Source organism: Streptomyces sp. NPDC031479, assembly GCF_055581065.1.
The window spans coordinates 47,736-65,252 of record NZ_JBVIKC010000047.1; the positions used below are offsets into that span (position 1 = coordinate 47,736).

Genomic DNA, 17,517 nt, shown 5'->3' on the forward strand with positions numbered 1-17,517 from the left:
ATGGCGAAGCGCGAGCGCGTCGTGCGCATGTCGGTCGAGCAGCCGCTGTGGCAGGCCCTGACGGCCTACCGGCTGCTCACCATGGTCTACGCGGTGCTGCTGTTCGCCTCCGCGTACAGGAAGTTCGACCAGCCCTGGACGGCGGCCGGCTACCTCGCCGTCCTCGCCGTCTGGACCGTGGCCACCCGGAGCAAGGTGGCCGGCGCCGTGTCCTGCACCCGCCGGTTCCTCTTCGCCGACCTCACCGTCGCCCTGGTGGGCGTCCTGCTCACCCCGCTCGCCGACACCCACGCCCGGATCGCCGCGGGCGGCCCGACCCTCCCCAGCATCTGGACGGCCGGTTCGGTCCTCGCCTTCGCCCTCAAGGGCGGCTGGCGCTGGGCCGGAGTCGCCTCGACCTTCGTGGCCGTCGCCAACATCGTCATCCACGGCGGCGACCCCACCCGGGACACCCTGCACAACGTCCTGCTGGTCTGGGTGGCCTCCATAGCCCTCGGCTACGTGATCGAGGTCGCCCGTGCCAGCGAGGCGACCCTCGCCCGGGCCCTGGAGATCGAGGCCGCCACCCGCGAGCGCGAACGCCTGGCCCGCGACATCCACGACGGGGTCCTCCAGGTCCTCGCCATGGTCCAGCGGCGCGGCACCGAGCTGGGCGGCGAGGCGGCCGAGCTCGGCCGGATGGCGGGCGAGCAGGAGGTGGCGCTGCGCACCCTGGTCTCCAGCGGGCTGGTGCACCCCTCGCGGGTCTCGCGCGACGGGTCGCTGGGCGCGCTGGTGGACACGTACGAGGTGGAGGAGCCCGGCTCCGACGAGGGCGAGCTGGACCTGCGCTCCCTGCTCGCCCCGCACGCCGGCTCCCGGGTCAGCTTCGCCGAGCCGGGCGCCCCGGTGCCGCTGCCGGTGCCCGCGGCGCGGGAGCTGGCCGCGGCGGTCGGGGCGGCCCTGGACAACGTCCGCAAGCACGCCGGGGAGGGCGCCCGCGCCTGGATCCTGATCGAGGACTGGGGGGACGAGGTGATCGTGACCGTACGGGACGACGGTCCGGGCATCCCGGCCGGCCGGCTCGACCAGGCGGCCGGCGAGGGACGGATGGGCGTGGCCCTGTCCATCCGCGGACGGCTGCGCGACCTCGGCGGCAGCGCCGAGCTGGTGTCCGTCCCCGGACAGGGCACCGAAGTGGAACTGAAAGTACCGAGGGGGACAACCCAGTGACCGAGCCGAACGACCTCCACGAGATCAAGGTGATGGTCGTCGACGACCATCCGATGTGGCGGGACGCGGTCGCCCGCGACCTGGCCGCCGCCGGGTTCGACGTCGTGGCCACCGCCGGGGACGGACCGGAGGCCGTGCGCCGGGCCCGTGCCGCCGCCCCGGGGGTGCTGGTCCTCGACCTCAACCTGCCGGGCATGCCGGGCGTGCAGGTCTGCAAGGAGCTCGTCGGCGCCGATCCCGCGCTGCGCGTGCTCGTCCTGTCGGCCAGCGGGGAGCACGCGGACGTGCTGGAGGCGGTCAAGTCCGGGGCCACCGGCTACCTGCTGAAGTCCGCCGGGGCGCAGGAGCTGATCGACGCGGTGCGCCGCACCGCGGCCGGCGACCCGGTGTTCACCCCCGGCCTGGCCGGCCTGGTCCTCGGCGAGTACCGGCGCCTGGCCACCGTCCCGGCGCCCGCCGCCGCCGACGAGCCCAAGGCCCCGCAGCTGACCGACCGGGAGACCGAGGTGCTGCGGCTGGTGGCCAAGGGGCTCTCGTACAAGCAGATCGCGGAGCGGCTGGTGATCTCCCACCGCACGGTGCAGAACCACGTGCAGAACACCCTGGGCAAGCTCCAGCTGCACAACCGGGTGGAGCTCGTCCGGTACGCGATCGAGCGCGGGCTCGACGACGCCGACGCATAACGGGTGACACCGGTCGTACGTACTTCCCCGTACGAGTGAACATGCGTACGCAACGCCCCGTACTTTCACCGGAATTGACCCCTCCAAGGCCCTTGCTGTGACCTGTGTCACCACTAGCGTGACCGTCATGGCGAAGGGAGATTCCATGAAGGTCGGAGTGCTCACGGGCGGCGGCGACTGCCCCGGGCTCAACGCGGTGATCAGGGCGGTCGTCCGCAAGGGCACGCAGGAGTACGGATACGGGTTCGTCGGCTTCAAGGACGGCTGGCGGGGACCGGTCGAGGGGGACACCGTCCCGCTCGGCATCCCCGCCGTCCGCGGGATCCTGCCCCGCGGCGGCACCATCCTCGGCTCCTCGCGCACCAACCCGTTCAAGACGGAGAACGGCGTACGGGCCATCAGGGAGAACCTCGCCAAGTTCGAGGTCGACGCGCTCGTCGCGATCGGCGGCGAGGACACCCTGGGCGTGGCCGCCCGGCTGCACGCGGAGCACGGCATCCCCTGCGTGGGCGTGCCCAAGACCATCGACAACGACCTCTCGGCCACCGACTACACCTTCGGCTTCGACACGGCCGTCGGCATCGCGACCGAGGCCATCGACCGGCTGCACACCACCGCCGAGTCCCACATGCGGGTCCTCGTCGTCGAGGTGATGGGCCGGCACGCCGGCTGGATCGCCCTGCACTCGGGCCTGGCGGGCGGTGCCAACGTCATCCTCATCCCCGAGCAGCGCTTCGACGTGGACCAGGTCTGCGCCTGGGTGACCTCCCGCTTCAAGGCGAGCTACGCCCCGATCGTGGTGGTCGCGGAGGGCGCGATGCCCACCGACGGGGAGATGGTCCTCAAGGACGCCACCACGGACTCCTTCGGGCACGTCCGGCTCTCGGGCGTCGGCGAATGGCTGGCCAAGGAGATCGAGGCGCGCACCGGCAAGGAGGCCCGCACGACGGTCCTCGGGCACATCCAGCGCGGTGGTACCCCGAGCGCCTTCGACCGCTGGCTGGCCACCCGCTTCGGGCTGCACGCGATCGACGCGGTGCGCGACGGCGACTTCGGCAAGATGGTCGCGCTGAAGGGGACGGACATCGTCCGCGTGCCGATCGCGGAGGCCACCGCGAAGCTCAAGACGGTCGACCCCGCGCTGTACGAGGAGGTCGGGGTCTTCTTCGGCTGAGGGCTGCCGAGCCTTCCGGCGCCGCCGGACCACGGGTCGTATCGTGACGAACGGCCCATGGTCCGACTGGTTCGACGTACGGGAGCACGCGTGGAGATCCTGGCCTTCGGAGTGACCGCCGACGAGAAGCCCCTCCTGGAGCGGGCCTTCGCCGGACAGCACGAGGTCCGCTGTCTCGACGTCTTCCTGAGCGAGGACACCGCGCCCATCGCCGCCGGCTACGAGATCGTCTCCTCCAGTGTGAACGCGGACCTCGGCGCCAGGGTCCTGAACACGCTGTCCGCCGGCGGGACGAGGATGATCGCCCAGCGGTCGACCGGCTTCAACAACATCGACCTGGACGTGGCCCGCCGGCTGGGCATGACCGTCGGCCGCGTCTCGTACTACTCCCCGTACTCCGTGGCCGAGTTCGCCTGGACCCTGGCGATGGCCGTCAACCGCAAGGTCGTCCGGGCCGCCATCCGCACCCGCGACTTCGACTTCCGGCTGAACGGGCTGATGGGCCGCGACTTCCACGGCCGCACGGCGGGGATCCTCGGCACCGGCAAGATCGGCGAGGCCTTCGCCCGGATCGCCCACGGCTTCGGCATGAGCCTCCTCGGCTGGGACGCCGCCCGGAACCCGGCCTGCCTGGAGCTGGGCATGACCTACGTGGACAAGGAGGAGCTCCTCGCCCGGTCCGACCTGATCAGCCTGCACGTGCCCCTGCTGGAGTCCACGCACCACCTCATCGATGCGGACGCCCTGAAGGCCATGCGCGACGACGCGATCCTCGTGAACTCCAGCCGGGGAGGCCTGATCGACACCGCCGCCCTGGTCGACGAGCTGAGGGCGGGCCGCTTCACCGGGATCGGCCTCGACGTGTACGAGGCGGAGGCCGGGGTGTTCTTCCTCGACAAGTCCCTCGAAGCCGTCGAGGACGACACCCTGGCCCGGCTGGTCACCTTCCCGCACGTCGTGGTGACCAGCCACCAGGCCTACTACACGGCCGACGCCGTCGGCCAGATCATCGAGACCACCGTCCGCAACGTCGCCGACTACCTGGCCGGCCGCCGCTCCGAGAACACGCTGGTGCCGTCGCCCTGACCGGCCCGGCTAGACCGGGGCCATGACCCCCGCCAGCAGTTCCCGGACCAGGTCCGCGCCCCGCAGGGTGAGCACCGACTCCGGGTGGAACTGCACGCCCGCGACCCCGCTCGCGGCCGACCGCAGGGCGTGCACCTCGCCGGTCGCCGGATCCCGGGCGACCTCGACCCCCTCGCCGGCCAGGCGCACGGCCAGCTCGTCGGAGCAGTGCGCGGTGTAGGTGTTGTAGAAGCCCACCACCTCCTCGGCCCCGAAGAGGCCGATCCGCGTCTGCGCCCCCTGCGCGGGCTCCGCCTTGCGGACCAGCGGCAGCCCGAGTTCGGCGGCCAGCAGCTCGTGGCCCAGGCAGACGCCCAGGATCCCGCCCCGGTGCGAGGCCAGCAGCTCCCCGGCCAGGGCGCGCAGCATCCGCATCTTCGGGTCGCCGGACTCCGCCGGGTTGCCCGGACCCGGGCCGAGGACGACCGGGCCCTCCCAGGCCAGGGCCGCGGCCCGCAGGCCGGGGTCGTCGTAGCGGCGTACGGTCACCTCCAGCCCGGTGACCCGCAGCACGTGGGCCAGCATCGCGGTGAAGGTGTCCTCCCCGTCGACCACCAGCGCGTGGCCGGTCAGCGTCGCGGGCTGCTCCTGCATCCGGAGCCAGAACGGCGCGAGATCGGCCCGCCGGGCCGCCAGCGCGGCCTGCACCCGGGGGTCGTCGGCCAGCCGGGTCCCCTCGGAGGCCGGGCGGGGCGCCGGCTCCCGCACACCGAGGGCGGCCAGTACCCCGGCGGCCTTGGCGTGGGTCTCCGCCACCTCGCCGTGCGGGTCGGAGTGGCGCACCAGGGTCGCGCCGACCGGCACCCGCAGGGTCCCGTCGGGGGCGATGTCGGCGGTGCGGATCAGGATGGGGGAGTCCAGGGTCTGGCCGCCGGAGGGGTCCAGGCCGAGGAGGGCCAGCGCGCCCGCGTAGTAGCCGCGGCCGCCGCTCTCGTAGCGCTCGATCACGCGGCAGGCGTTCTGCACGGGCGAGCCCGTCACGGTCGCCGCGAACATGGTCTCCCGCAGCACCTCCCGGACGTCCAGCGAGGAGCGTCCGCGCAGCTCGTACTCGGTGTGCGCGAGGTGGGACATCTCCTTCAGCCGCGGTCCGACGACGGCCCCGCCCATGTCGCCGACCGTGCACATCATCTTGAGCTCCTCGTCGACCACCATCGACAGCTCCTCGGTCTCCTTGCGGTCCCCGAGGAAGGACAGGAGCGACTCGACGGTCGGTCCCCCGGCGGGATGGCGGTAGGTGCCGCTGATCGGGTTCATCACGACCGTCCGTCCGGACATCCGCACGTGGACCTCCGGGCTCGCCCCGACCAGGGTCCGCTCCCCGGTGTGCACGACGTACGTCCAGTACGCGCCCCGCTCGCCCTCCAGCAGCCGCCGGAACAGGGCGAGCGCGTCGGCCCGGCCGAAACCGTCGATCCGGCCCCCGTAGGTCCGCCGGATCACGAAGTTCGCGCCCTCGCCGCGCCCGATCTCGTCGCGGATCACGCGCTCGACGGTGGCCGCGTAGTCCTCGTCGGTGACGTCGAAGCCGCCGTCCTCGACCCGCACGTCGTGGCCGGGCAGGGCCGCCAGCGCCGCCGCGAGGGGGATCTCGTAGGCCTCCTCGGCGGTCAGCACGCTCAGCGGGGTGCCGTCGTCGCGCACGTCGAAGCCGCGCTCGCGGATCTGCCGGAAGGGCACGAGGGCGAGGGTGGGCAGGTCCCGGACCGGCAGGTCGGCCAGCCGCTCGGCCTCGTGCACCGGCCCGATCAGCACCTCGACGGTGTCGTGGTCACGGCCCGGGGTGCGCCGGCGGAGCAGCGCGAACGGCGGGCAGGACTCGTCGAGGAGCCGGCTCGGGTCGAAGGGGCCGTCCTGGGAGCGGGGGACCCGGAGCGGTGAATCCTGGGGCTGGGGCATGGTGTGGGCGTCCTTCCGGCAGGTCCGCGGAGCTGCGGATCCGGTGGCTTGTCGGCGGGAGGGACGGCCCGGTCGGTCGCGCGAACGCGGAAGGCCGCCCCTCGGGGCGGCCTTCGCGTCGCTCGTGTCAGTGGGTACGCACGAGGGGTGGGCCGCCGGGAGCGGGCCACCACCAGTTCTGGTCGGAGTGTGCGTACATGCGAGGCACCCTAGCCCAAGCGGACGGGATCCCGCTGCATCCGTTCTATACCGACATGTGAACCATGGATTCCGTTCGTTTCCGCGGCCCGTACCTTCGAGCGACACCGTCTCACCAGGTGGGCGTCGGGCCGGACGGGACGTGTGACGCCGTAATGTGTACGGGGTGACCGTGAACGCTGAAACCCAAGCCCCCGCCCATCAGGCGACCTGGCGAGACCTTCCCGCGGCGCAGCAGCCTTCGTACCCCGATGCCGAGGCACTGCGCGCTGTCGTCGCGGACCTCGAGTCGTATCCTCCCCTCGTATTCGCGGGTGAGTGCGATCAGCTGCGCGCCCGTCTGGGAGCCGTCGCCAAGGGCGAGGCGTTCCTGCTCCAGGGCGGCGACTGCGCCGAGGCCTTCGACGCCGTGTCCGCCGACCACATCCGCGCCAAGCTGAAGACGCTGCTCCAGATGAGCGCCGTGTTGACGTACGCGGCCTCCGTGCCCGTCGTCAAGGTCGGCCGCATCGCCGGCCAGTACTCCAAGCCGCGCTCCAAGGACACCGAGACCCGCGACGGCGTCACCCTGCCGACCTACCGCGGTGACTCCGTCAACGGCTTCGCCTTCACCGAAGAGGCCCGGATCCCGGACCCCGAGCGGCTGAAGCGCATGTACCACGCCTCCGCCTCCACGCTGAACCTGGTGCGCGCCTTCACCACCGGTGGCTACGCCGACCTGCGCCAGGTGCACGCCTGGAACCAGGACTTCGTGAAGTCCTCCCCCTCCGGGCAGCGCTACGAGCAGCTCGCGCGGGAGATCGACAACGCGCTGAACTTCATGAAGGCCTGCGGCACCGACCCGGCAGAGTTCAAGGCGGTGGAGTTCTACGCCTCCCACGAGGCGCTGCTCCTCGACTACGAGGGCGCGCTGACCCGTACGGACTCGCGCACCGGCAAGCTCTACGACACCTCGGGCCACATGGTCTGGATCGGTGAGCGCACCCGCCAGCTGGACCACGCGCACATCGAGTTCTGCTCGCAGATCGCCAACCCGATCGGCATCAAGCTCGGCCCCACCACCACGGTGGACGAGGCGCTCACCTACATCGACCGCCTGGACCCCGAGCGCGAGCCCGGCCGGCTGACCTTCGTCGTCCGCATGGGCGCCGACAAGGTCCGCGAAAAGCTCCCGGAGCTGGTCGAGAAGGTCACCGCGTCCGGTGCGACCGTCGCCTGGGTCACCGACCCGATGCACGGCAACACCTTCGAGGCGGCCTCCGGGCACAAGACGCGCCGCTTCGACGACGTGCTCGACGAGGTCAAGGGCTTCTTCGAGGTCCACAAGGCCCTGGGCACCCACCCGGGCGGCATCCACGTCGAGCTCACCGGTGACGACGTCACCGAGTGCGTGGGCGGCGGCGACGAGATCTTCGTCGACGACCTGCACCAGCGCTACGAGACGGCCTGCGACCCGCGCCTCAACCGCAGCCAGTCCCTGGACCTGGCGTTCCTGGTCGCCGAGATGTACCGCGATCAGTAAGTAGCTTCCTACGACGATGGGGCGCGGATCGATGTGATCCGCGCCCCATCGTCGTATCCGGGTCTTTTGGGGGACCTTCGGTTTGGGTACGGTTAGGTAAGCCTCACCGAATGGGGATGGCTCGCAGAACCGTTCCACACCTGGGAGGTGAACCGCGTGTACGTCTGCTCTTGCTTCGGGATCACCGACAAGCAGGTCAAGGAACACGCGGCTGCCGGGGCCTGCACCCCCCGCCAGATCGCCTCGGCCACCAAGGCCGGCACCGACTGCGGCTCCTGTGTGCGCACCATCCAGGGCCTCCTCGGCCGCGGGGCCTGCCCGCGCCGGGAGCTGCTGGAGAAGGGCGACGCGGCGGCGGTCCTGGCGGCCGACGCGCGGCTCGTTCCCGCGATCGCGGCCGGCGCCGAGCCCGCGCCGGAGCCCGCGCTCGCCGAAGCGGCCTAGCTCTCCGGCTGCTCGATCAGCTGGGCGATGTAGAGCGGCTCGCCGATGCTCTCGATGAGCTCCAGCTGGGTGTCGAGGTAGTCGATGTGGTGCTCCTCGTCCTCCAGGATCTCCTCGAAGAGCCGGGCGGACGTGACGTCGCCCTTTCCGCGCATGACCTCGATGCCCCGCTTGAGGCGGTCGATGGCCTCGACCTCGACCTGCCGGTCGGCCTGGAACATCTCCGTGAGCGTCTGGCCGACGCGCACGTGGAAGAGGCGCTGGTAGTTCGGCAGACCGTCGAGCATCAGGATGCGCTCGGTGATCTTGTCCGCGTGCTTCATCTCGTCGATGGATTCGGCGCGCGTGTAGTGGGCGAGCTTCGTCCAGCCCTTGTTGTCCTGGATGCGGTAGTGCAGCCAGTACTGGTTGATGGCCGTGAGCTCGCCGGTCAGCTGCTCGTTGAGAAACTCAAGGACCTCGGGGTCGCCCTGCATCGCAGAGGCTCCTTCCAAGCAATGTCAGCTAGGTGACTGGGCAGGTGCGCGCATCTTTGCACCGCCACCCGGGAGCGTCCAGTAAGTGCCTCCTTAGTGGGAGTTGCTGCGACTTGCCCGGAAAGGGCCGTAGCTGGTCGTGACCACCCCGCCGCGTCTGTCACCATGGAGACATGGGTCAGCCGGAAAGCCGGGAATCTCCGGGAGCAGAGCAGTTCGAGCTCCCCCCGGGGCAGCGGTTGCAGAGGGGCTGGCCGGTCACCCACTACGGTCCCGTGCCCAAGTTCAAGCCGGAGCGCTGGGAGTTCCGCGTCTTCGGCGCCACGGCCGACGGTGAGAAGCACTGCTGGAACCACGAGGACTTCGCGGCCCTGCCGTTCGACTCGGTGGTCGCCGACCTGCACTGCGTCACCAAGTTCAGCATGACGGGCGCCGAATGGGGCGGTGTCATGGCGCGCACCGTGCTGGCCCTGGCCCCGCCGGCGCCGCAGGTCACGCACGTGATGGTGTGGGCCGAGTACGGCTTCAGCTCCAACCTGAGACTGGCCGATTTCGCCTCCGACCGGACCGTCTTCGCCACCCACATGGGCGGCGAACTGCTGACGGCCGAGCACGGTTTCCCGCTCCGGCTCGTGGTCCCGCACCTCTATGCCTGGAAGGGCCCCAAGTGGGTCCGCGGCATCGAGTACATGACCGCGGACCGCCGGGGCTTCTGGGAGGAGCGGGGCTACCACAACATCGGCGACCCCTGGCGCGAGCAGCGCTACTCGTACCAGGAGGAACCGGGCGACGGACCCGAGCTCTAGGCCCCGACGGCCTAGTGGTACCGGTGGACGACCGCGTGGCCCTTGCCGCGGCCGATCATCCACTTGTTGACCGGGGTGGTCACGACGAAGGCCAGCGCGAGGGAGAGGGCGAGCGCGGCCCAGAACAGGGCGTCCGAGAGCTGCGCGTCCATGGCTCCGGGCCACAGGGTGATGACCCCGTTGTCGATCAGCTCCATGACGGCGATCGAAAGGGTGTCCGCGGCCAGCGCCACCCGGACGGCCGAACGGAAGTCCACTCCGGCGGCGAGGACGCCGCGCAGGGTGAGCGCGTAGCCGAAGAAGAACGCGAGGGCGATCGCGAGGACCATCGTCGGAACGTTCCCCCAGCCCAGGGCGGTTCCGATGATCATGCCGAGCACCTCGCCGATGGCGCATCCGGTGAGGCAGTGCAGGGTGGCGCGGGCGGCCATGGCCCAGCCGACGGTCCCGTGGCCGTGGTGGCTGTGCTCCGGGTTGCCGTGCCCGTGGTGCCCGTGTTCGTCTTCGTGGTGGGCGTGTGCCTGGTCCATGACGACCCCCTGGTGGAAACGGCCGGTATACGGTTCTGCCGTTGGACGGAACCGTATACCCCCCTGGGGTATTCCCTCAAGGGATCTTCGGCTCAGTGGGCGCCGCGCAGCTCCTTCAGCAGGGCCACGTCGGCGGCGTGCCCCTCCTTGCCGCCGGGCGTCTCGATGATCAGTGGCACACCCTCCGTCTCGGGGTGCGAGCACAGCTCCGCGAAGGCCTCCCGGCCGATGTGGCCCTGGCCGATGTTGGCGTGCCGGTCCTTGTGCGCGCCGACGCCCTCCTTGGAGTCGTTGGCGTGGATCAGCTTCAGGCGGCCCGGCCCCACCGTGTCCACCAGCAGGTCCAGCGTCTGCTTGGTGCCGCCCGGCTCGGCCAGGTCGTGGCCCGCCGCGAAGATGTGGCAGGTGTCCAGGCAGATGCCGAGCTTGGGGTGGTGGTCGAGCGCCTCGAAGTAGGGCCCGAAGTCCCAGGTCCGGGAGCAGAGCGAGGAACCCTGACCGGCGGTCGACTCCAGCAGCAGGAACGGGTCGTCCTCGTGCGTCAGCTCGTCCAGCAGCGGCAGCATGTACTCCCTGACCTGCGCGTACGCCGCCTCGCGCGGGCGGTCCCCGGTCGCCGAGCCGGTGTGCACGACCACGCCGAGCGCGCCGATCTCCCGGCCCCGGCGCAGCGAGTGGCGCAGCGATTCCACCGACTTCTCCACCGTGGCCCCGTTGTGCGAGCCGAAGTTGATCAGGTACGGGGCGTGGACGTACACCGGGAGGGACTCCTCGGCGCACTGCGCACGGAACAGCTCGTCCTGCGCCGGGTTGCCGGTCGGCGTGGCCCAGCCGCGCGGATTGGCGACGAAGACCTGGAGGGCCTCGGCGCCCATCTCACGGGCGTACGGGAGGCCGACCGAGGCGAGGCCGCCGGCGACGGGGACGTGCCCGCCCACGGGATTGCGCGTCACGGTCCGTCACAGTCCCTTGGTCTTGAGGGTGATGGTGCTGCCCTCGGGGGCGCCCTGGCCGCCGGGCACCGACTGGGTGTCCACGGTGTTGCTGAAGGAGAGGAACGGCCGGTCCACCTTCACCTTGAAGCCCAGGGCCTCCAGGGTCTTGCGGGCCGGGTCCACGTCCTGGTTGGTCACGTCCGGCACCAGGACCTGCCGGGGGCCCTTGGACACGGTCAGCGTGATGGTGTCACCGGCCGCCGCCGAGGCACCCGCGGCGACCGACTGGCCCGCGACCGTGCCGGCGGGGGACGCGGAGTTGACCTGGTCGGGCGCCGTCTGGACCGTCAGCCCGACGGCCTCCAGGGCGGCCCGCGCCTGGTCGAGGGGCTTGCCGGTGACGGGCGGGACCTGCACCGGGCGGCCCTTGCTGACCACCAGCGCGATCGCGGTGTCGGGCGCCCGCTTGTTGCCGCCCGCCGGGCTGGTCTCGATCACCGAGCCCTGCGCCACGTCCTGGCTGAAGGCCTGGGTGACGATGCCGGGCGCCAGGCCCGCCTTCGTCAGCTCCGCCTTGGCCTCCTCCAGCGGCCGGCCCTTCAGGTCGGGGACGCTGACCACCTCGGGGCCGCGGGACACGGTGAGGACGACCGCCCCGTTGCCGCGGATCCGCTGTCCGCCCTCGGGGTCGCTGTTCATGACCGTCCCGCGGTCGAAGGCGTCGCTGAACTTCCGGTCGACCCGCTTCACCCCGAGCCCGGCGGCCGACAGCTGGGAGCGGGCCTGCGCCTCCGTCTTGCCGAGGAGGTTGGGGACCTTGGTGAACTGGCCGGAGTTGATGTACCAGACGCCGGCGCCCAGCCCGAGGGCCAGCAGGATCCCGGCGACGACCAGGAGCGTCCCGCGGCGCGGGCGGCGCGGCGCCGGAGGCGTGTGGGCCGCGGGCGGCTGCGGGCGCTCCAGCCGGGAGGTGTGGTGCACCGGCTGCGGGGCCTCCACGGGGCGGGGGATCACGCTGGTGCGGTCCTCGGTGGCCGCCCGCTCCCCGTCCAGGGCCTGCGGGGGTACGGCGTCCAGTTCGGCGTCGCTGAGCCGCTCCCGCGCCTCCCGGGCCAGCCCGAGCAGGGCCGCGGCGTCGGTGGGACGCAGCTCGGGGGCGCGGGCGGTGGCGTCCGCGACCAGGGCGTCGAGGGCGGCGGGCAGCCCGGGGACGGCGGCCGACGGGGGCGGGACGTCCTCGTGGAGGTGCTGGTAGAGCACCTGGGCGGGGGTGCCGCCTGTGTGCGGCTTGGAGCCGGTGAGCATCTCGTACAGGACGACGCCGCAGGCGTAGACGTCCACCCGGGTGTCGGTGACGCCGTTCTCGATCTGCTCGGGCGCCAGGTAGGAGACGGTGCCGAGGATCGTGCCGGTGGTGTTCGTCGCGGCGTCCACGGAGCGGACGAGACCGAAGTCGGCGACCTTGACGCGGCCGTCGTCGCCGATCAGGACGTTCTCGGGCTTCATGTCCCGGTGGACGAAACCGGCCCGGTGCGCGGTGCCGAGGGCGGCCAGGACCGGCTCGAAGATGTCGAGCGCGGCCCGCGGCTGGAGCGCGCCGCGCTCGCGCAGCACGTCGCGCAGGGTGCAGCCGGACACGTACTCCATGGCGAGGTACGTGTACGGGCCGTCCGTGCCCTGGTCGAAGACGGCGACCACGTTGGGGTGGGCGAGGCGGGCCACGGACTTCGCCTCGCGGATGAAGCGGTCGACGAAGGCGGCGTCGGCGGCGAGCGCCGGATGCATCACCTTCAGCGCGAGCACACGGTCCAGGCGGGTGTCGACGGCCCGGTAGACCGTGGCCATGCCGCCGGCCGCGATGCGGGCGTCGATGCGGTAGCGGCCGTCGAGCACGCGCCCGACGAGGGGGTCTTCCAGGGTCGTATCCACCCGGCGATTCTACGAGCGCCGCGTGGACATCCGGCCAGGGTCCCCGTGCCTTGCAGCGCAGCTGTGACGAGCCCCCCATTTTTCGGGGGGTGGGGCGGGGCGGCCTCTGCCCTGGCCGGGCGGGGTGTGGGTGGGGCCCGCACCCGAACGGTGATCGGAGCAAAATCCAGCCCCGCCGGCGTTTGTACGGCGCCGCCCGCCGAGGCCGAGCCGGGCGGGCGGCGCCGCGAGGGTCAGAAGGCCGGCCGCTCCGGGTCGAGGGCGGCGCGCCCCTCCGCGGGCGAGGACGCCTCGGCGAAGCGGCGCCGGGGGATGCGCCCGGCGCGGAAGGCGAGGCGGCCCGCCGTGACGGCGTCCCGCATGGCGGCCGCCATCAGGACGGGCGCCTGCGCCCGGGTGACCGCCGAGGCCAGCATCACCGCCGCGCAGCCGAGCTCCATCGCCAGGGCGGCGTCGGAGGCCGTGCCGGCCCCGGCGTCCAGGATCACCGGCACCCCGGCCCGCTCCGTGATCAGCTCGAAGTTGTGCGGGTTGCGGATGCCGAGTCCCGAACCGATGGGGGAGCCCAGCGGCATGATCGCCGCGCAGCCCACGTCCTCCAGCTTCCGTGCGAGGACCGGGTCGTCGTTGGTGTACGGCAGGACGGTGAAGCCCTCGTCGACCAGGATCTCGGCGGCGTCCAGCAGCTCGACGCCGTCGGGCAGGAGGGTGCGCTCGTCGGCGACGACCTCCAGCTTGATCCAGTCGGTGCCGAGGGCCTCCCGCGCCAGCCGGGCGGTGAGCACGGCCTCGCCCGCGGTGAAGCAGCCCGCCGTGTTCGGCAGGACCGCGATGCCGAGCCGGCCGAGGACGGACAGGACCGAGCCCTGCACCGTCGGGTCCAGGCGGCGCATGGCCACCGTGGTCAGTTCGGTGCCGGAGGCGATCAGGGACCGTTCGAGGACGTCCAGGCTCGGGGCCCCGCCCGTGCCCATGATCAGGCGGGAGGAGAAGGTCCGTCCGCCGAGGGTGAAGAGGTCGTCGGCCATGGTCCTCAGCCCCCCTGCACGGCGGTGAGGACCTCGACCCGGTCGCCGTCGCCCACCGGGGTGTGCGGCCACTGGCCGCGCGGGACGACGGTCTCGTTGAGGGCCGCGGCGACGCCCTTGGGCGCCCGGGTCAGCGTGGCCACCACCGCGTCGAGGGTGGTGCCGGCCGCGATCTCGCGCGGCTCGCCGTTGACGGAGATGGTCATGCGTAGGACTCCTGACGCGTGGTGGAGAAGCGGCGGGGGCTGAAGGGGCGGGCGACCTCCGGCACGGTGCCGGTGGCCAGCAGCTCCGCCATCACGTCGCCGGTGAGCGGGGTCAGCAGCACCCCGTTGCGGTAGTGGCCGGTGGCCAGGTGCAGCCCGGGCAGGTCGGTCGGGCCCAGCAGCGGCGCGTTGTCGGGGGAGCCGGGGCGCAGTCCGGCCCGGGTCTCGACCAGGGGGAGCTCGGTGATCCCGGGGACCAGCTCGTGGGCGTCGCGCAGCAGCTCGTAGACCCCGCCCGCGGTGACGGTGGTGTCCCAGCCGAGTTCCTCGCTGGTGGCTCCGACGACCAGCTCGCCGTTCTCGCGGGGCACCAGGTAGACGTGGCTGCCGCGCACGACGGCCCGTACGGTCCGGGACAGGAACGGCGCGTACGCCGGCGGCACCGACAGTCGCAGCACCTGGCCCTTCACCGGCCGCACCGGCACCGCCACCTCCGGCGGCACCCCCTCCAGCCGCCCGCTCAGGGAGCCCGCGGCGAGCACGACCTGGTCGGCGCGGAGCTCCGTACCGTCCTCCAGTACGGCGCCCAGCGCGCGGTCGGCCCCGGTCAGCAGCCGGGTGGCGGCCGTCCGGTGGACGCCGACCCCGGCGCGCTCGCAGGCGGCCAGCAGCGCGGCCGCGAGCCGCCGCGGATCCACCTGGTGGTCCCCGTCGACGCGCAGCCCCCCGCGTACCCCCGGGGCCAGCATGGGCTCCAGGCGGCGGCACTCGCGGCCGGTGAGCCACTGTGACTCCAGGCCGCAGCGACGCTGCAGGGCGTGCAGTTCCCGCAGGTGGAGGCGGTCGTCGGCATCGAGGGCGACGGCGAGGGTGCCGCAGGCCCGGTAGCCGATGTCCAGGCCGCCGCTGGCTTCGGCCAGCTCCGCCGCGAACTGCGGATAGCGGGCGGCGGAGGCCACGTTGAGCCCGAGCAGGGTCTCTTCTCCGTAGTGCAGCTCGGTGACGGCGGCGAGCATGCCCGCCGCGACCCGGGCGGCGCCCCCGCCGGGGTCGGGGTCGGCCAGTACGGTGCGCAGTCCGCGCCGGGCCGCCCGCCAGGCGGTGACCAGGCCGATGATCCCGCCCCCGATGACGAGGACGTCGGATCCGGTGGATCCCGCGGTTCCCGCGGATCCCTTCCGAGATGAGTGCATGGGCGTCCAGCCCCTCCCTTCGCCGGCATGACCCGGATCAGGTTCGTACGGTCGGAGGCCGGCCAGCCTCCCTCTCAGCCCGGTGCGCCCGGACTCCCGCGATAGGTACGGTGGCCAGACTAACCCCGGCGGGGGTGCCGGGTAAGGCTGCCTCCCCGGCGCCTCCCCGGTACTTCCACGCCCGCTGTTCCTGACGGACCGTCAGTTCACTAGGGTGGGGCGGGTGAGCGAGCAGACGCAACAGACGAAGCCCGGTGTCGTGATCGTCGGCGCCGGAATGGCCGGCGTGCAGACCGCCGTGGCCCTGCGCGAACAGGGCTTCACCGGCCCCGTGACCCTCCTGGGCGCCGAGCCCCACCAGCCCTACGACCGGCCCCCGCTGTCCAAGGCGGTGCTGCTCGGCAAGGCCGAGGACTCCGCCTTCGACGTGGCCTTCGACGTGGACTTCGAGGAACTCCGCATCGACCTGCGCCTGGGCACCGAGGTCACCGGCGTACGGCCCGCCGCGCACGAGCTCGACACCCCGGCCGGACCCGTCCCCTACGAGGTCCTGGTCCTGGCCACCGGAGCCGAACCGCTGACCCTGCCCGGCTCCGGCGGCGTCCCGGGCGTGCACCTGCTGCGCACCCTCGACGACGCCGCCCGGCTGCGCCCCGTCCTGGCGGCGGCCCCCGACCTCGTGGTCGTCGGGGCCGGCTGGATCGGCGCCGAGTTCGCCACCGCGGCCCGCGGGGCCGGCTGCGCCGTCACGGTGGTCGAGGCCGCGGACCGGGTGCTGGCCGGGGCCCTGCCCGCCGAGGTGGCCGCCCCGATGGCCCGGTGGTACGCCGAGGCCGGAGCCACCCTGATCACCGGCGCCTCCGTGGCCGGCATCGAGGAGGGGCTGGTCCGGCTCGCCGACGGCCGGGAGCTCGCGGCGGGGGCGGTGGTCGTCGGCATCGGCGCCCGGCCCGCGACGGGCTGGCTGGACGGCACCGGGATCGAGCGCGGCCCCGACGGCTCGGTCACCGCCGACGCGTACCTGCGCACCTCGGTGCCCGGGGTGTACGCGGTCGGCGACTGCTCCTCCTTCCCCTCCGCCCGCTACGGGGCCCGGCTGCTGGTCCACCACTGGGACAACGCCCTGCAGGGCCCCCGGGCGGTCGCGGCGAACATCGTCGCGGGGGAGCCCGTCCAGGCCTACGACCCCGTCCCGTACTTCTGGTCCGAGCAGTTCGGCCGCTTCGTGCAGTACGCGGGCCACCACGGCGGCGCCGACACCATGCTCTGGCGGGGCGGCCCCGACGACGCGGGCTGGTCGGTGTGCTGGCTGCGGGAGGGTGCGCTGGTCGCCGTCCTGGCCGTGGGCCGCCCCCGCGACCTCGCGCAGGGGCGCAGGCTGATCGAATCGGCCGTCCCCGTCGACCCGGACAGGGTCGCCGACCCGGACGTCCCGCTGAAGTCCGCCACCGCCTGACGGGGCCCCTCGCGGGCCCGGACGGCCTCCCCGGCGCGCGTTCCCGAACGCCTCCGCCGTCCCTCCACCGCCGCTCCGCCCGATCCCGGCCCGCCGCGCCGGACCCCGTGCGGGGGCCGCGGGGGTTCCTCGCGGGGCCCGCACGGAACCCGTGCCCGGCCCGCCCCGTCCCCGGACGGGGTGGCTCGGGTACCGGCCGTCGGCCCGAGATGGCAGGCTTGTCCCCGTGACCGAGATTGACGCAAAGATCGATGCCCTTGTCCCCGCCTGGCTGTACCTCCCCGACATCGCGGAGATGCTCGACATCGAAGTGACCCGGGTCCGCCAGCTGGTCAAGGAAGGTCAGCTGCTCGCCGTGCGCCGCGGCGAGAACCGTTCCCTCCAGGTGCCCGCCCCCTTCATCGACGGCGACAAGATCGTCAAGGGCCTGGTCGGCCTGCTGACCGTGCTGCGCGACGACGGCTTCTCCGACGAGGAGATCCTGGAGTGGATGTTCACCGCTGACCCCACCCTGCCGGGCACCCCCGCTCAGGCGCTGAGCGAGAATCGCGGCACGGAGGTGAAGCGACGCGCCCAGGCGCTCGCCCTCTGACCGGCTGATCCACAGGCGTGGGGGGGGGGGGGGGGGGGGGGGGGGGGGGGGGGGGGGGGGGGGGGGGGGGGGGGGGGGGGGGGGGGGGGGGGGGGGGGGGGGGGGGGGG

General features: G+C 72.8%; 17 protein-coding genes and 1 riboswitch. Of the genes, 9 read left to right on the forward strand and 8 right to left on the reverse strand.

Annotation, left to right across the window (positions count from 1 at the left end; genetic code table 11):
- The 4 genes from macS to ACZ5D2_RS34005 all read left to right on the forward strand — a co-directional run bounded on the left by macS (position 1) and on the right by ACZ5D2_RS34005 (position 4,155).
- Positions 1-1,212 carry a MacS family sensor histidine kinase gene (gene macS, locus ACZ5D2_RS33990; RefSeq protein WP_371678896.1) on the forward strand — a complete coding sequence of 404 codons (1,212 nt, stop codon included), beginning with the start codon at positions 1-3 and terminating at the stop codon, positions 1,210-1,212.
- A gap of 32 nt (positions 1,213-1,244) precedes the next feature.
- The gene (locus tag ACZ5D2_RS33995; protein WP_371681298.1) at positions 1,245-1,895 is read left to right on the forward strand and encodes a response regulator; all 651 of its coding nucleotides are present in this window, start codon (positions 1,245-1,247) and stop codon (positions 1,893-1,895) included.
- A 145-nt stretch (positions 1,896-2,040) separates the two neighbouring features.
- Positions 2,041-3,069: a 6-phosphofructokinase gene (locus ACZ5D2_RS34000; RefSeq protein WP_371681299.1), complete on the forward strand. Its 1,029-nt coding sequence runs from the start codon at positions 2,041-2,043 to the stop codon at positions 3,067-3,069.
- 90 nt (positions 3,070-3,159) lie between these two features.
- Positions 3,160-4,155: a 2-hydroxyacid dehydrogenase gene (locus ACZ5D2_RS34005; RefSeq protein WP_371678897.1), complete on the forward strand. Its 996-nt coding sequence runs from the start codon at positions 3,160-3,162 to the stop codon at positions 4,153-4,155.
- Positions 4,156-4,164: 9 nt separating this feature from the next.
- Here the strand turns inward: ACZ5D2_RS34005 and ACZ5D2_RS34010 are convergent, their stop codons facing one another.
- Positions 4,165-6,093: an anthranilate synthase family protein gene (locus ACZ5D2_RS34010; protein ID WP_371678898.1), complete on the reverse strand. Its 1,929-nt coding sequence runs from the start codon at positions 6,091-6,093 to the stop codon at positions 4,165-4,167.
- A gap of 355 nt (positions 6,094-6,448) precedes the next feature.
- Here ACZ5D2_RS34010 and ACZ5D2_RS34015 point away from each other — a divergent pair, with 355 nt between their 5' ends.
- Together ACZ5D2_RS34015 and ACZ5D2_RS34020 are read left to right on the forward strand one after the other, a co-directional pair.
- On the forward strand, positions 6,449-7,813 hold the full coding sequence (locus ACZ5D2_RS34015; protein WP_371678899.1) for a class II 3-deoxy-7-phosphoheptulonate synthase: 1,365 nt from the start codon (positions 6,449-6,451) through the stop codon (positions 7,811-7,813).
- 156 nt (positions 7,814-7,969) lie between these two features.
- Positions 7,970-8,257: a (2Fe-2S)-binding protein gene (locus tag ACZ5D2_RS34020; RefSeq protein ID WP_371678900.1), complete on the forward strand. Its 288-nt coding sequence runs from the start codon at positions 7,970-7,972 to the stop codon at positions 8,255-8,257.
- On the opposite strand, the gene bfr is transcribed toward ACZ5D2_RS34020, so the two are convergent.
- Positions 8,254-8,733 (reverse strand): bacterioferritin, encoded by a 480-nt coding sequence (bfr, locus tag ACZ5D2_RS34025; RefSeq protein WP_266838605.1) that lies wholly within the window; start codon positions 8,731-8,733, stop codon positions 8,254-8,256. The genes ACZ5D2_RS34020 and bfr overlap by 4 nt on opposite strands.
- A 173-nt stretch (positions 8,734-8,906) precedes the next feature.
- On the opposite strand from bfr, the gene ACZ5D2_RS34030 reads away from it, so the two are divergent.
- Positions 8,907-9,539, forward strand: coding sequence for a sulfite oxidase-like oxidoreductase (locus ACZ5D2_RS34030; protein ID WP_371678901.1), 633 nt, complete (start codon positions 8,907-8,909; stop codon positions 9,537-9,539).
- Positions 9,540-9,550: 11 nt separating this feature from the next.
- On the opposite strand, the gene ACZ5D2_RS34035 is transcribed toward ACZ5D2_RS34030, so the two are convergent.
- From ACZ5D2_RS34035 to thiO, 6 genes are all read right to left on the reverse strand, one after another.
- Entirely contained in the window at positions 9,551-10,069 is a 519-nt protein-coding gene (locus ACZ5D2_RS34035; protein WP_371678902.1) for a DUF4396 domain-containing protein, read from the reverse strand.
- A gap of 92 nt (positions 10,070-10,161) precedes the next feature.
- Entirely contained in the window at positions 10,162-11,022 is an 861-nt protein-coding gene (locus tag ACZ5D2_RS34040) for a deoxyribonuclease IV (RefSeq protein ID WP_371678903.1), read from the reverse strand.
- Between the two features lie 6 nt (positions 11,023-11,028).
- Positions 11,029-12,933 (reverse strand): Stk1 family PASTA domain-containing Ser/Thr kinase, encoded by a 1,905-nt coding sequence (gene pknB, locus ACZ5D2_RS34045; protein WP_371678904.1) that lies wholly within the window; start codon positions 12,931-12,933, stop codon positions 11,029-11,031.
- A 233-nt stretch (positions 12,934-13,166) separates the two neighbouring features.
- Complete coding sequence (locus ACZ5D2_RS34050) at positions 13,167-13,961, reverse strand: thiazole synthase (RefSeq protein ID WP_371678906.1); 795 nt, start codon at positions 13,959-13,961, stop codon at positions 13,167-13,169.
- 5 nt (positions 13,962-13,966) lie between these two features.
- Positions 13,967-14,167, reverse strand: coding sequence for a sulfur carrier protein ThiS (thiS, locus tag ACZ5D2_RS34055; RefSeq protein ID WP_266838599.1), 201 nt, complete (start codon positions 14,165-14,167; stop codon positions 13,967-13,969).
- A complete protein-coding gene (thiO, locus tag ACZ5D2_RS34060) occupies positions 14,164-15,360 on the reverse strand; it encodes a glycine oxidase ThiO (RefSeq protein WP_371678907.1) in 1,197 nt (398 codons plus the stop codon). The genes thiS and thiO overlap by 4 nt, the downstream gene beginning before the upstream one ends.
- A riboswitch (TPP riboswitch) is annotated at positions 15,358-15,470 on the reverse strand. (Overlaps the previous gene by 3 nt.)
- A gap of 113 nt (positions 15,471-15,583) precedes the next feature.
- On the opposite strand from thiO, the gene ACZ5D2_RS34065 reads away from it, so the two are divergent.
- On the forward strand, positions 15,584-16,816 hold the full coding sequence (locus ACZ5D2_RS34065) for an NAD(P)/FAD-dependent oxidoreductase (protein WP_371678908.1): 1,233 nt from the start codon (positions 15,584-15,586) through the stop codon (positions 16,814-16,816).
- A 226-nt stretch (positions 16,817-17,042) separates the two neighbouring features.
- Positions 17,043-17,408: an Rv2175c family DNA-binding protein gene (locus ACZ5D2_RS34070; RefSeq protein WP_030227969.1), complete on the forward strand. Its 366-nt coding sequence runs from the start codon at positions 17,043-17,045 to the stop codon at positions 17,406-17,408.
- Positions 17,409-17,517 lie beyond the last annotated feature (109 nt).